14 protein-coding genes and 1 tRNA gene are annotated in these 14,517 nt (G+C 48.1%); 4 read left to right on the top strand and 11 right to left on the bottom strand.

Annotation, left to right across the window (positions count from 1 at the left end):
- Positions 1–69: 69 nt before the first annotated feature.
- Both BUB81_RS09805 and BUB81_RS09800 read left to right on the top strand, forming a co-directional pair.
- A complete protein-coding gene (locus BUB81_RS09805; RefSeq protein WP_084526417.1) occupies positions 70–1,221 on the top strand; it encodes a serine hydrolase domain-containing protein in 1,152 nt (383 codons plus the stop codon).
- 140 nt (positions 1,222–1,361) lie between these two features.
- Positions 1,362–1,438, top strand: a tRNA-Pro gene (locus tag BUB81_RS09800).
- A gap of 134 nt (positions 1,439–1,572) precedes the next feature.
- Here the strand turns inward: BUB81_RS09800 and BUB81_RS21950 are convergent.
- Together BUB81_RS21950 and BUB81_RS09795 are read right to left on the bottom strand one after the other, a co-directional pair.
- Positions 1,573–1,674, bottom strand: a complete 102-nt coding sequence (locus BUB81_RS21950) for a hypothetical protein (RefSeq protein ID WP_245819153.1) — start codon at positions 1,672–1,674, stop codon at positions 1,573–1,575.
- Positions 1,675–1,728: 54 nt separating this feature from the next.
- Positions 1,729–2,469 (bottom strand): TrmH family RNA methyltransferase, encoded by a 741-nt coding sequence (locus BUB81_RS09795; protein ID WP_073322802.1) that lies wholly within the window; start codon positions 2,467–2,469, stop codon positions 1,729–1,731.
- Positions 2,470–2,621: 152 nt separating this feature from the next.
- On the opposite strand from BUB81_RS09795, the gene rlmE reads away from it, so the two are divergent.
- Positions 2,622–3,242 (top strand): 23S rRNA (uridine(2552)-2'-O)-methyltransferase RlmE, encoded by a 621-nt coding sequence (gene rlmE, locus BUB81_RS09790; protein ID WP_073322112.1) that lies wholly within the window; start codon positions 2,622–2,624, stop codon positions 3,240–3,242.
- A gap of 28 nt (positions 3,243–3,270) precedes the next feature.
- On the opposite strand, the gene fdxA is transcribed toward rlmE, so the two are convergent.
- Positions 3,271–3,594 carry a ferredoxin FdxA gene (fdxA, locus tag BUB81_RS09785; protein WP_073322109.1) on the bottom strand — a complete coding sequence of 108 codons (324 nt, stop codon included), beginning with the start codon at positions 3,592–3,594 and terminating at the stop codon, positions 3,271–3,273.
- Between the two features lie 184 nt (positions 3,595–3,778).
- On the opposite strand from fdxA, the gene BUB81_RS09780 reads away from it, so the two are divergent.
- Positions 3,779–5,407: an NAD(P)/FAD-dependent oxidoreductase gene (locus BUB81_RS09780; RefSeq protein ID WP_073322106.1), complete on the top strand. Its 1,629-nt coding sequence runs from the start codon at positions 3,779–3,781 to the stop codon at positions 5,405–5,407.
- A gap of 4 nt (positions 5,408–5,411) precedes the next feature.
- Here BUB81_RS09780 and BUB81_RS09775 read toward each other — a convergent pair whose 3' ends face one another.
- The 8 genes from BUB81_RS09775 to BUB81_RS09740 all read right to left on the bottom strand — a co-directional run bounded on the left by BUB81_RS09775 (position 5,412) and on the right by BUB81_RS09740 (position 14,504).
- Positions 5,412–5,876 carry a riboflavin biosynthesis intermediates N-glycosidase gene (locus BUB81_RS09775; RefSeq protein ID WP_073322103.1) on the bottom strand — a complete coding sequence of 155 codons (465 nt, stop codon included), beginning with the start codon at positions 5,874–5,876 and terminating at the stop codon, positions 5,412–5,414.
- 120 nt (positions 5,877–5,996) lie between these two features.
- A complete protein-coding gene (ylqF, locus tag BUB81_RS09770; RefSeq protein ID WP_073322100.1) occupies positions 5,997–6,998 on the bottom strand; it encodes a ribosome biogenesis GTPase YlqF in 1,002 nt (333 codons plus the stop codon).
- 61 nt (positions 6,999–7,059) lie between these two features.
- On the bottom strand, positions 7,060–7,410 hold the full coding sequence (locus BUB81_RS09765; RefSeq protein WP_073322097.1) for a YacL family protein: 351 nt from the start codon (positions 7,408–7,410) through the stop codon (positions 7,060–7,062).
- Between the two features lie 12 nt (positions 7,411–7,422).
- Entirely contained in the window at positions 7,423–7,941 is a 519-nt protein-coding gene (locus tag BUB81_RS09760) for a M48 family metallopeptidase (RefSeq protein WP_073322094.1), read from the bottom strand.
- 90 nt (positions 7,942–8,031) lie between these two features.
- The gene (locus BUB81_RS22475; protein ID WP_073322091.1) at positions 8,032–11,301 is read right to left on the bottom strand and encodes a ligand-binding sensor domain-containing diguanylate cyclase; all 3,270 of its coding nucleotides are present in this window, start codon (positions 11,299–11,301) and stop codon (positions 8,032–8,034) included.
- Positions 11,302–11,414: 113 nt separating this feature from the next.
- Positions 11,415–12,038, bottom strand: coding sequence for a hypothetical protein (locus tag BUB81_RS09750; RefSeq protein WP_073322088.1), 624 nt, complete (start codon positions 12,036–12,038; stop codon positions 11,415–11,417).
- A 4-nt stretch (positions 12,039–12,042) separates the two neighbouring features.
- Entirely contained in the window at positions 12,043–12,885 is an 843-nt protein-coding gene (locus tag BUB81_RS09745; RefSeq protein WP_073322085.1) for an HDOD domain-containing protein, read from the bottom strand.
- 230 nt (positions 12,886–13,115) lie between these two features.
- Positions 13,116–14,504 (bottom strand): sensor domain-containing diguanylate cyclase, encoded by a 1,389-nt coding sequence (locus BUB81_RS09740; protein WP_073322082.1) that lies wholly within the window; start codon positions 14,502–14,504, stop codon positions 13,116–13,118.
- Positions 14,505–14,517: the final 13 nt, after the last annotated feature.

Genomic DNA, 14,517 nt, shown 5'->3' with positions numbered 1-14,517 from the left:
AACAAACATTGTACTGGTGCGGCATTGCCTATACAGTTGTCACTGACCTCAACAACAGGGAAAGATATCGTGAGCAGACTAACTACGATAAGTGCATTGAGTTTTCTACTGCTTTCTGGCTGGTCTAATGCAAAGGATCTAAACCAAAAAATTGATGCACTCATGCAGTCCGCGATATCGGCCGAGGCGCCAGGCTGTAATTTGGGAATAATGCACAAGGGAGAGTTCTTACATAAAGGGGGCTACGGACTAGCCAACCTTGAACTGAATGTACCGTTAGATGGAAATCAAGTGCACAGAATGGCGTCGGTTTCCAAGCAGTTTACTGCTATTGCCGTATTGATGTTGGCGGAACAGGACAAGATTGATCTTGACCAGGATATTCACACCTATTTACCCGCATTGCGAGCCTACGGCCATACCGTAACCGTCCGTCAAATGTTAGGCCATACTTCTGGTATGGGTGATTATGATCTTATTGCTGATTCGTACGAAGGGAGCAAAACAACAAACAACACAGGGTTAAAATCTGCTGCAGGCGGCGATTTTCGTTTAGGTAATGAAGATTACCTTACCATTAGTGAGTTTTATGATGTGGTAAAGCGGGTACCACTGGCCATGCCTCCAAAACAGAAATTCCAGTACAGCAATCTTGCCTATTTCTTATTGTCTATGCTTGTTGAAGAGGTTTCTGGCCAAACACTGCGAGAGTTCAGCCATGAATATGTCTTCAAACCATTGAACATGAAACACACCTTCTTTAGCGATAATCCTGTGGAGATTGTTAAAAACCGGGCCTATGGCTATAAGCAACTAGAAGATGGCAGTTATGTTATCGATATGACAAATTTATTTTGGGTTGGTGATGGTGGCTTACACACTAATTTAGATGATTTATTACGCTGGAGTGATAATTTTCTGCAGCCGAAAATTGGTAATTCACCGCAGGCATTGATCGACGTCATGAATACGCCGAACAGTGATCAGCAAGCCAGGGAAGGGGTCTTTTATGGTAATGGGCAGTTTATCCATACGTTTAAAGGTTATCAGGCATACTCGCATTCCGGAGGGTGGTTAGGCACCGCTACCTATTTCGCGAGATATCCCGAATTATCGCTATCTTTTGCCATGATGTGCAATGATGTTTCTAATGACCAAGTCTTCGAGGCGTTTAACGAGGTCCGCGAAGCTGTGTTTAATACCATTACCAAAACTGAATAGCGGATAATCCTTAACGCTTTATCGAAAGTGAAGTCTCTACCCTGATGGAAATTTCGACAACCAGAACAAAAGCCAAATAATTGTAAGGCTTAACCGTTGCAATCAGACAAAATATGAGTACACTTATCGGCTCTTTCGGTCGGTGTGTAGCGCAGCCTGGTAGCGCACTGTCATGGGGTGTCAGGGGTCGGAGGTTCAAATCCTCTCACACCGACCAACTTCTCTACTCCCCTTGAGTGGCGTGACATACAGCCATTCAGTCTCTAAAAATATCCACGAATTAACGAACTAAAGAAAGCCGTTGGGTCACCTTTTGGGTCAGGCTATACCCCATAAACGGGGGATCAGCATTCATCTCGTTCTATTAATTATTCCATCCCATCCACAATGGGTCATTACTCTAATTCTGTAATTCTCGAAGTTTCTAAAACCATACGCTCTTCTCGATATCAATTTGTAGCTTTAATATCAGATTTTAGAATGCGTTAATTTAATTTCAGAGCGCTGTTACAACGCCAATTGATAAACACTGATCCCCACGGCAGAAGCCAAATTCAATGAATCAATTTTGCCATTTCCGGCAATGGTAAACGGCACTGCATTAAAGCTTTGAAGCGCTTCGGTTGGTACGCCGCGAGCTTCGTTGCCAAACAAATAGCATTCGAAGTTACCGAAATTCGGGGAGTTAATGGCGTCGCCGTTTAAGTCTAAGTACGCGAACTGTTTGAATCGTTCTGACAGTGATTCCAGGGTTACATCCAGTTCTACATGCGTGTGGAAGATAGCGCCCATGCTCGCGCGCACGACTTTGGAATTGAACGGGTCTACGCTGTTTGGGCTAAGCAGTAACCGAAAGTTACCGAACCAGGCCAGCGAGCGCAAAATGGTGCCCAAATTACCGGGGTCCTGGACTTCATGCAGGTAAATACAGCGCTCACCGGATTCGAGTGGCTTAACGGTTTGTTTGGAGGGCAATGGCACGCAGGCAATCAGCCCTTGCGGGGTTTTGGTGTCACTAAGTTGGCTCATTTGCTTTTGCGTCACCACCGAGATGGTAAATGCGCTGGCCAGCTCGTGTGCCCACTGCTCAAATTGTTCGGTTACATAGAGTGTTATCGCCTGCTGTTCTTCGGCACTTGAATGGGCTTTCAACAGCTCAAGAATTAAATGTTCGCCTTCAACTAAATAGTAACCAAATTGCGTGCGGTATTTTTTTTGATGCAGTTTTTTAACATCGTCGAGTTTCATGGGCGAATTCTGAACTGTTGGCGGTAACAAAGCGCGAATTGTACCGGTTTGGCGGCGCAATTGGTATCTCGCCAGGTGGTTGAGGTTTTGCAAATCGGCCTTAAGCCATTACAATAGCGCCCTCATCGGAACTCTCAACGCAGCGCATCAGAATGGCAAAATCGAAAACCAGCAAAAAATGGATGGACGAACACGTTAATGATATCTACGTGAAAAAAGCACAGGTAGACGGATATCGTTCGCGGGCCAGCTATAAGCTGATTGAAATTAACGAGAAAGACAATCTGTTCCGCGCGGGGAGTGTGGTTATGGATTTGGGTTCTGCACCAGGTGGCTGGTCACAAATCGTAGCGCCGATTGTTGGCGACAGTGGAAGAGTGATCGCGTCTGACATTCTGCCGATGAGCGGTATTGTTGGTGTGGATTTTATTCAGGGCGATTTTACCGATGAAGCCGTGTACGACCAGATCCTGCAAATGCTGGGTGACGATCAGGTAGACACCGTGGTATCAGACATGGCACCCAACATGAGCGGTGTAAACACAACCGATCAGTATGCGTCTATGTATCTGGTGGAGCTGGCCCTTGATATGGCGCGCAATGTATTAAAACCTGGCGGTAGTTTCTGTGCCAAGGTGTTTCAGGGCGTAGGATACGATGAATACGTTAAAGATGTGCGCAGTTCGTTCAATAAGGTCATTGTGCGTAAACCTGCAGCGTCGCGTCCTCGTTCTCGTGAAGTGTATTTGGTTGCCAAAGGCTTTAAAGGCTAATCGTTCTTTTTGCCACTAATGGCCGGGGCTACTTTTCTAATAACGGCAGCTTATCAGGCACGCCATTCCATTCATCTGCGTCTGCCGGGGCGGGTTTTAATTCGGTAATGTTTGGCCATTGCTGCGACAGTTCTGCATTGATCGCCAGATAGTCTTCCTGCCCGGGCGGCAGGGCCGTATCCTGAAAAATCGCTTCGGCCGGGCACTCGGGTACACACAACGCACAATCAATACAAATAGCCGGATCGATGGCCAGAAAGTTTGGCCCTTCAAAAAAAGCGTCTACGGGGCACACCGCAACACAATCCGTGTATTTACATTTTATGCAATTGTCGGTTACTACGAAGGTCATTGGCGATTCATGTGATATCCGGGTTGAACAGGCGCTAAGTGTAAATTAGCAAGCTCAAAAGACAAGTGGAATTACGCGAATCACTGCTATTTTGCGCCTTCAGCTACCTATCTTTCTGGATCTGATTTAAAATGCGTTGCCCTGACGGAGAGGCCGTCCGGCATTAACCAGAGTACCTGCCCCCATGTTGCGATTAACGGACATCAAATTACCCCTTAACCACGATGAACAAGCGCTTGAAAAAGCCGTACTGGCAACGCTTGGCATAGATGCCGAGCAGCTGAATGCCATTAACGTATTTAAGCGTGGTTACGATGCGCGTAACAACAAAGATATTCAGTTAATTTATACATTGGACGTTGACGTTTCTAACGAAGGCAGCCTGCTGGAGAAGTTTAAAAAGCAAACCCATGTTCGCCCAACGCCGGATATGCAATACAAGTTTGTGGCAACAGCGCCAGAAAACTTAACCGAACGCCCAGTCGTCGTGGGGCTTGGGCCATGTGGTTTGTTTGCTGCGTTAATTTTGGCGCAAATGGGATTTAAACCCATTGTGCTGGAGCGTGGTAAAGCCGTAAGAGAACGCACCAAAGACACCTTTGGTTTCTGGCGTAAGCAACCGCTAAACCCTGAGTCGAACGTGCAGTTTGGTGAAGGCGGCGCAGGTACCTTTTCTGACGGCAAGCTGTATAGCCAGGTAAAAGACCGCAAACATTATGGCCGCAAGGTGCTGCACGAGTTTGTGGCGGCGGGCGCGCCGGCGGAAATCGAATATGTAAGTAAACCCCATATTGGTACCTTTAAACTGGTGAATATGGTGGAAAAAATGCGTGCGCAGATTATTGAGCTGGGCGGTGAGATTCGCTTTAGTACCAAGGTTGAAAAGCTGGATTTGGAAGCAACCGACAACGGCAATCAAATTAAAGGCCTGCATCTTTCTAACGGTGAATATCTGGCTAGCCGGTTTGTGGTGCTGGCAATCGGGCACAGCGCGCGGGATACCTTTACTGCGCTGCACGAGCAGGGCGTATATATTGAACCCAAGCCGTTTTCGATCGGGTTTCGAATTGAGCACGAACAGAGCATGATTGATGCGTGTCGCTTTGGGGACAATGCAGGAAACCCTATTCTTGGCGCGGCCGATTATAAGCTGGTTCACCATTGTAAAAATGGCCGTTCGGTTTACAGCTTCTGTATGTGTCCGGGCGGAACTGTGGTTGCCGCTGCATCCGAGCCAGGCCGCGTGGTGACCAATGGCATGAGTCAGTATTCACGCCATGAACGCAATGCTAATAGTGCGATTGTGGTGGGAATTACTCCGGAAAAAGACTACCCGGACCACCCACTCGCTGGCATTGAGTTACAGCGCCGACTGGAAGAGGCTGCTTATCGCGCTGGTGGTGAAAACTACAACGCACCGGCGCAGTTAATTGGTGATTTTCTGGCAGGTAAACCCAGTCAGGAGCTGGGTGAAGTTACCCCGTCGTATACACCGGGCATTACGCTTACCGATTTGAGCAAGGTAGTACCTGAATTTGTAACTGAAGCCATTCGCGAGGCGATCCCAGCCTTCGACCGCCAGATCAAAGGGTTTGCCAAGGCCGATGGCATGCTAACCGGTGTTGAAACCCGCACCTCGTCGCCTATTTGTATTAAGCGAACCGGTGACTATGAAAGCGTGAACGTGTCAGGATTGTATCCGGCAGGTGAGGGCGCGGGTTATGCTGGCGGTATTCTGTCTGCCGGTATCGACGGTATTCGCGTGGCGGAGGCGGTTGCGCTGGCTATGGTGGCTGCACAGCAAAGTAGCTAGCCAGTTAGCTTGCTGCTTGTAACTTGTCGCGAATATCCATCCAGGCTTTACCAATGTGGTTCAGGCCACGTTGGTCACGGCCAATACCCCAGAAATAGTCGTATTGCGACGTTTCAACAATTAACCGGTCCTCGGTGGCAAACAGCGCCTCGCGCACTTCTTCGTACATTTGCACTTTGGTGTATAACGCCCGTTTCATCATAATGGGCGCCGTGGTTTTATAGTCGGCGATGTTAGCGCGATACCAGGCTTTGCCATACGCATAGGCTTTTTCGCCGGTAGGTAAAGACGCGACCTTTTGAGCGTGCTGAGCACTTCTGAGTGTTTTGGCCTGCACGTAATGTTCGCAGGTAAGCCAATTTTCGTCATCCAGTAGAATGGGATGTGCTGAGCAGGTCGATAACGGGTTGGACAGGTCAAAGCGCGAGAACTGAAACGCTTTTTCCATTGCTAGGTTGGCTGTAAACACGTTGAATCCAAAGGCTAAATAATCAGAAGTGTCAGTATAAAGAAATATTCAGCTATTGTAATTTGCCTGAACCGTTATTGTGTGCCGGGTTGGCCCGGCAATTATTGCGAGTGGCCTGTGTTAGCGGCGCTTTTTCATACGCTGGCTTTGTTCCTGGCGCTTTTGTTCCCGCTTTTCTTTACGGTCTTTTTTGTCGGGCGTTAATGAGCCCTGTTTAAAGCGCTCTTTGCGTTTCGCTTTGTCCGCTGCTTTTTTAGCGGCCACTTTCTCCATTTCTACTTTTTCTGCCGTGATCATGTCGGGCGTCTCAAGGGTAATACGCCCCAACTTACCAGCTTGTAATTCAGTCAGAAGAATTTCGCAGATTTTGTGCAGATTTACCCGGCCGCCGCTCATTATGGCGCCGCGTTTTTTGGCTGCGGCTTCCAGAAACTCAAGCTCTGTTGGCGGGATTTCGTCCAGTTTAAAGCGTTCCTGCATAAGGTCTGGGTAGGCTTTAATTAAGTAGTCGGCGGCGTAAAAACCGACGTCGTCGAATTCCATGGCGGTATTTTTTACCGCACCAGAAGCCGCCAGGCGATAAATGGAATTGGGGTTTTCCAGCTTCGGCCACAGCACCCCCGGGGTGTCGAATAAGACAATGCCGCTGCCTAAATTAATACGCTGCTGGCTTTTGGTTACCGCGGGCTCATTGCCGGTTTTGGCAATAATGCGTTCAGCAAGAATGTTGATTAACGTCGATTTGCCGACGTTGGGTATACCCGTGATCATGGCATTGATAGACTTGGCCGACGCTTCTTTACTGGCGCAAATCTCGCGCACCATCGACATGATCTGACGGCTGGCAGCCGGGTTGTCGCTAGTAGTGGTAATGGTGGTTACGCCGCGCTCACTTTCCAGGTGAGCCTGCCATTGTGCGGTAAGGTCCGGGTCGGCCAGATCAAACTTATTGAGTATTTTCAGGCAAGGGGTGTCGCCCCGAATTTTTGCTATCTCCGGATTTTCACTGGAATACGGAATGCGTGCATCGAGGACTTCAATAAGAATATCGACCTTACTGACTGACTCTTTTATTTCTTTCAGGGCTTTGTGCATGTGCCCCGGAAACCATTGTAATGCCACTTTTGTTGTCCTTTGGCGTCGAATTGCCGCTAGTGTACTTTATTTGTGTGTGAATTTCTGATTAACCAATGAATGCCAGCCAATTTTCCAGCAGATGTTTGCATTCAACCAGGCCACAGCCGGCTACCGGGCCGTCGAGGTCTTCGTCTTCAAATTCGCTGTGTGCGAGCTCGTTGTTATTGTGAAATATTTCGACCTCGTCATCGGCAATGATCAAATGATAAATCTTACCGTTGTACTGGTAGTCAGCGCGTTGTCTGTCGAGTACTTGTTGAAGCGTATTTATCAACGCGGTGATCGCGGCCCGGTCAGTGCCAATGTCATGGCTTAGCCAATCACCAAAGGCTTCGCTTTCAATATCGCACTTAGCCAGAGGTTGGCCTGTTACATCGGTAACAAATTCAAAATCCATGGGGGTGTCCTGTCAGGAAGGCTGCGTGAACACATAGCCGGTATGTTCCAGCTCAGTCAGGTAAACACGCACTTCAAACTCAAGCTGGTGGTAATCGGGCAGCATGTGGTTGCACAGCTTATAAAATGCCTTATTGTGGTCTTTTTCTTTTAAATGGGCGAGCTCATGCACCACGATCATGTTTAAAAATGGCTCTGGTGTGTGTTTGAACAAGTCGCTTACCCGCAACTCGTTCTTACTCTTTAGCTTGCCGCCCTGAACCCGCGACACATAAGAGTGAAGACCCAACGCATGGTTAACAATATGAATTTTGTTGTCGTAGACCACTTTACTCAATGGCTGGGTTTTCTTCATATAGTGATTTTTAATGTCCATGGCATAGTCACGCAAGTCTTTGTCGTTGTTTATGCTATGCACATTGGGATAGCGTGAACGCAGCCAGTTGCCCAATTGATTTTGCGCCTGCATCTGCTGGATTTGATCCTGCAAATGTTGAGGGTAGTGCGACAAGTAAGTGAGCGGTTTTGACATGGTTATTGAATCGTTGTTGTTTCGGGACGCGCTTATAGTACTGAATTATACACCGTAACAGTCGCGGGTTTGTAGTCGGGCAATAGCGCGTTATGGCCGTATTATGGTTTCTGCTACATCAAATACGCGAGACGGTTGTTGCTGAATAAGCGTGAGCGTCTCTTCTGACGCATTTTCTTTAATCGATGGAATACCAGTCCAGGTATCCCGGCTGCGGCTTTTTGACTCGTATAGCGCGGCATCTGCAATCGCTACCGTGGTATGCCAGTCAAAGAAGTTGTAGTGCTGTTGTTGCAAAGGGTAGGGCGCGAAGCCCACCGAGCAACTTACGCTTAGACTCACGTGGTCGTTTATTTTAAACGCACAGCCATTAATTTCAGTAACGACGCGTTCAGCCAGTATGTGGGCTTCACGGCGGGACGTGTTGTGCACCACCGCCAGAAATTCTTCACCGCCCCAGCGGATCAGGTAATCGGTATCCCGAAAAATACGACTAAGACGATAGCGCGTTTCAACCAACACAGTGTCCCCGGCCTGGTGGCCATGGGTATCGTTAATGCGTTTAAAGTGATCAAGGTCGATAACTAAAAACAGCACATCCGACTCAAAAGTAGGCTGGATTCCCTGATTTTCACAGTCGATGTAATAGCGCTGCACACGCTTGAGATCACGTTGGATATTCTGCGTGAGGAAGCGGCGATTGTTCAGCCCGGTTAGCGAGTCGGTTAAGCTGGCTTTTTCCAGCGCGGTAGCCTGTTCGCTGAGTTTCTGGTTTGCTGTTACCAGTTCCGCGGTGCGGGCTGCCACTCTTTGCTCCAGTATGCGCTGACGATACCGATAATGGCGCAGTCCCAGCTGGTGGAGTACGTAAATCGCAATGACCAGCATCACTATGCCGGTAATACGGGCAGCATTGCTTTGATACCAGGCCGGGAGAACCGTAAAGCGCAGATTCAGCGTATTACTTTGCCAATGCTTGCCGTCGTAGGAATATTCTATATGCAATGCATAGTCACCCGGTGACGGGCTCGTCAGGGTGATATTCCTGTGATCCGCGTCGAGTTCCGTCCAGCTTTCATTCAGGCCCGGTACGCGGTAACGATATCGGATATGCTCCGGAGACAGGTAATCCAGCGCCGCAAACTCAAATGACAATCGTTGGGGCAAGGGCGCGAACTGGTGCCGAGTGTCGGCAAGTTGAATGGGGTGTAATTCACCTTTTTCGGTGAGCACACTGACATTAGTAAATACCAACGCAAGTTGTTCATCAGAGACCGCCAATTGTGACGGGGTGACAATTGTTAAGCCGTTTTTCCCGCCGAAAACGGCATTGCCATCGACGGTTAAAGTTGCAGCGCCACGGGCATAGGGGCTGTTGATTGCCTGACGGCCGGTGACAACCTTTCTGACCTGGTAGTCTTGTGTAGAAATGGCCGCGATACCGCGCGATGTGCCTACCCAAATCTCACCCTCGCTTTCGCCAGCAATAGCCGCGATTGAATTTCCTGGTAAGCCGTTTTCGTGTGTAAGTTGCTGCCAGGAAGACTGTGATGATGTGCCAACAAATACGCCTCCGCCACTGGTCGCTACCCAAATTTTGCCATGGGAGTCGGCGTAAATGTCAGACACAAACTGTTGTTGGAGCGCTGCGTGGGCAATGGTATCAATCTGGCTGACATCCTCACCATCGTCAGTGAGTGTTACTTTGTACAGGCCACGCCATGTCCCCACCCACAGAGCTTCGGGAGTAGACAATAACGCGGATACCCGCCGGTCGTGAGTCGTATTGGTTAATATTTGATTCGCTAAATCGGGGTTAGATTTAGATTGCATCCACAATCCGTCGGGTCCACCTACCCAGAACAGTTTACCGGTATCTGCAAAGGCGCCCGAGAACACAGAAGCGGGACGCTCCCCCACGGAAACCGGTATGGCTTTACGGTCTGGTAAGGGCAGTGAAACTGTCGCAAAGTTGGACGACGCGTAAAGGGTTTGAGCTGGCGTTACATACAAGGTTTCTACCGGGTCTTTGGCTGCTTGCCACCATGACTGAGTAACACCGTGAGTGGGAGAGAGTTCAAATAAGCCAAGCGAACCGTTGGCGACCACCAGAGAGTCTTCCAAGGCTACGACAGCGTGTGTTTTGGGGGCAGGTAAGCCGTGAGGCTCCGCTAATCCGCCAATAATGTGTTTTACTGCAGTGTTTCTGGCATCGTAAATATTCAGTGACTCACCGGCACCAATCCAGATTAGTCCTCGTGAATCACGATACAGACTCCAAATATTATTGTCGCTTAATCCGGAGGGGTGAAGTCGATTAAAGGGCACATGGCGTTGTGTCAGGTTGGCCAGGTCAACTTCAACCAGTCCATGGCCAAAGGTGCCCAATAGCAACACGTTGTCTCGTTGCTCAACCAGATTGTAAATCCAGGCTGATTGGGCAGCGCCTTGCAGGGCAATATGACTAAACTGTCCGCTGGTTTGCTTAACGAACAAGCCATGTTGCGCAGTGCCAATGACCAGTTTACCAGCTTGAGTAGTGTCAATGGCGCTTATGCGAACATTGTCGGGAAATGATTTGACCGCTTGTAGTTCACCCAGCTTACGTTGTTTGCCTGTAGCGCCTTGTTCATGCTGGGCATAAAACAAGCCTTTGTCGGTGCCCACCCAAAGGGTGTCAGACGGGTCGATATGAACGGCATAAACACGCACAGAGCCGGGCAGTGATATGGCGCTGAGGCGTCCGCTGGAAACCTGAAACTGAAATAAAGTACGGTCGCCGGCGAGTACCAGAAAGTCTCCATCTTGTGTTTGTGCCGAAGCGATATTCTGAATCGAGATTGCCGAGAGTTGTTCTTCAGCAATAGCGCTGAGTTGATTACGCAACGAATCTAATTGATATAAACCCTGGTTGGTGCCCACCCAGATGCGCTGGTGTTGGTCTTTGAAGGTACTCTGTATTTGCGGGAATAAGGCAAAATCACTTAATGAGGTAAACTGAACCTGGGTTAGAAAGTGCGAGTCCCACCGCCATAAGCCGTTTGCAGCAGAGAGCCACATCAGGCCATGTTCGTCTTCAATAATTGAATCGACAGGCCCTTCAATTACAGACGATGAGCTCAATGGAGCGTAGAAAATGGGTTGTGATAACCGGTCCCATGTATTTTCCTGCGCGTGCACCAGTGCACTGCAAAATATCAGCAGTAATATTGAAAAAACACGCGGCAGAAAGCGAAAACTTGTAACCAAACTATTGCACCATACAACAAAAAAGGCGGCATAAGCAGAGACAGCGCAGCTTTGCAGTATACGCGCATCGTGTTGTAGTGCCAATTGCAAATGAGAAAAGGTATTATTCATTCACTATCGGGCGGCTCGTTGCAGCAGTGGATTGTAGTGTGTCACGAAGGAAAGGGTAAGCGAGTGAGGCGACGATTGTGACGTTATAAGTGGAGCAAGGGTAGGGTAACCGTCTAGATTGCGGGTTCCATCACATCCACAGTTGCTACGTTTCCTTGTTTATCAAATTGAATTAATACGTTGTACGTCAGTAAATGATAGGTCTTGTCGAGGTATTTTGTAACGGGATAACTGTAGGAAATCACTTCGCCAAGTTCGCTCTCTGGTGGGGGAATAGGGTTAACGCCAGAAGGCGGCCCGAGTAACTCAATCACTCGCTGTCTGGGGTCGCCCTGTTTTATGCGACTGGCCTTCTCTATATCAAAATAGGTGGAATCGTCACGAAAGGAGCTAACGTAGTCCACTCCTGTGAGTCTTTCATTCAAATCAAAGTGAAACGTCTGTAGCCGACTGGCTACCTGGTCGGGTGCAACCGCTTCGGCCATGCGACTGAAATAGCGGTAAACCAGACTATGACGGCCCATTGATTTCAATTCGAGGGTATAACTTGGCGTACCCATCAGTGCTGTAATGTCATTTTTTGTGGTTACACCAAACTGGATTCTGGAGGTGTCCAGTCTAATAAAGTCCCTGCCAACATGGTTGCTGTCAACGGTAATTGCACAACTACTTAGCAGGCTGATAACCACAACCAATAGGGCAGTGTATGTCAGCGTGTTCAACGAGTGATGAGACATTAAACTAATAAATGGTGAAAGCGGTCGGGTTGAATAACTGAATCACACTGAGTACCTGGAAATTGGTCTCTTCCAGCGCAGCTGCCATGTCGTCTTCGTTAAGGCCTAATTTTGCGACCAGCTCACTCGAAACATGTGATTGCTCTGCGTAAATATCGGCGTTCACATTGTCGAGTGACATTGCATAACTTAGCTTGATGATCTGGCACGATACGTCCTGATTGGCTGCCTCATCATGAATATGCGAGATGGGCGTGGAAATACTCTCTGGTAATCCCCAGTGCTGAATTAATGCAGCAGATAAGGTCGCATAGGTGAAACCCAAGAGTTTACGCTGCAGCGCTGCCGGTGTATCACGCTGGGTTAACATGGCGCATTGTTTGGCCTTTTCCGGATAGAGCCTGACCATAACCAATTCGCCAACGTTGTGAAGCAGGCCGGCTACAAACAATTTTTCTGAACCGCGAATACGTTTCAATTCTGCGAGATGTTTGCTTAACAATGCACAGCTTACACACTGCTCCCAGAAGCGATCCATGTCGATTACTGAGGTATCAATTTCTTTAAAAGTATGAGAAACCCCATAAGACAACACCATGTCATATGTGGCTTTTGTTCCAATAACCTGGATGGCTTTGGTAATGGTATCGATTGTGTGCGGGAACTGGTAAATAGCACTGTTGGCAATTTTAAGCAGCTGGGATGTAAGAGATGGGTCGAACGCAATAATGTCAGCAGCATCGTCAACACTGGATGTGGGGTCATCGATACACGCTTTTAACTGAGTCACTGAGTCAGGTAGCACGAATACGGACTCTGCCTGCTGCACTATGTCTGCTACGTTCATAATTCACTTCATTTTGTTATTGATGTTATTGCCTGCTATCCGCTTTTTACTGGGGCGCCAGAACTACTATGCGCAATAAATGCACAGTCAGCAACGATTAACGTAATTTATTTAGATTCTAACTCAACATAGCGACTCACCAGATTGTTATAACTATAGTTCAATTCATTTGTCTGGGGGCAAATTTAGACTAATTGCCAACCGAACAACCGGGCGAAACAGGAAAGCTTTTATTCCACATCGCCTATGTAATATCGGTCTTTTCCTTGTTGTTTAGCTTTGTACATCAGGTTATCAGCACTGCGATACAAGATGTGTTCATCGGTGTTGGCCTGACAGTGTGTAACACAGACGCCAATGCTGGCAGTGACGTTAACCGTGGTGTCACCCACATTATAACGGGTGGCCCTGATCGCTTGCATCAGGCGCTCACAGGCTTGCTCAGCTTGTTCTATGTGGTTAATAATTATTGAAAAAGTGAATTCCTCGCCACCATAGCGGCAAATGGCATCTTCGTGCCGGAATGCATCGTTTATGATTTCCGCAAAGCCTTTCAATACCTCGTCACCTTTGCTGTGACCGTAGTTGTCATTGATCTGCTTGAAGTTATCGATGTCTATCAGTCCCATGGCAATCATTTCGTTACGTCGTTTCGCGGCGGCAAGTTGTTTACTCAAATGTACACTGAAAAAGCGTCTGTTTGGCAACTGGGTGAGGGGGTCGAAGTAGGCCATGTTTTCCAGTTGGTTTTTGGCTTGTTGCAATGACAGCGTGCGTTCTGATACCCGTTTTTCCAGGCTGGCTTTAAGTGCTTTTAAGTCATTATTGCGATTTGCGAGTTGCTCCTGTTGGAATTTTATTTGTGAGACATCCCGCTCGATTGCCGCAAAGTGCGTGACCTGTCCGGCCTTGTTTTTGAGCGGAATGATATTCATGTCTATCCAGTAGGGACGACCGGATTTATCGTAATTTAACAGCGTTTGGCTGATAGACTGCTTTTTCTTCAGCGCTTCGTAGATTTCGTTTTTTGCGACCTTGTCGGTTAATGAACCTTGCAGTATACGGGGTGACTCTCCAATCACCTCTTCTTTACTATAGCCAGTAAGGGTTTCGAAGGCTTTGTTTACATAGACAATCTTCGGCCCTTCTGGGTACTCAACATTGTCTGCTTCGGTGACAATAATCATATCCTGGGCGTTTTCCAGAATATCTTCTGCTGAAAACGGTTTTACGCGTTCGGTAATGTCAGAAAAAGTCACGACGACAAAGCAGTTTTCTGCACCCAGCCGGCCTTCCATATAGGCGTTCACCATATACCAGGATATCTCTTTACTCGTGCTGTCGATAAGCCCTATGGTTTCATTCTCCAGGCGTTTGTTGCTGTTAAGCACCCGATTTACCGGGTAGTTACTCAGCTCCAGGGGAAAGCCATTTTCATCGACAAATGCCCATTGAGGATCGTAGGCGTCTCTGCCGATTAGCTGCTCGTAACTGAGGCGTAACAATTTAAGCGCAGCCGGGTTTGCATATACGATTGAGGTGTCTGCTCGATGGATTACCACACCCATGTGCGCATGTTCGAGTATTTTTTTGATGTCTAAATTGTCGATATCCAACACGGCGGTAACTCCT

It is taken from the genome of Marisediminitalea aggregata (assembly GCF_900129565.1).
Lineage (GTDB): Bacteria > Pseudomonadota > Gammaproteobacteria > Enterobacterales > Alteromonadaceae > Alteromonas > Alteromonas aggregata.
The sequence above is the reverse complement of the archived record's forward strand: the minus strand, read 5'-3'. Positions and strand labels throughout refer to the sequence as shown.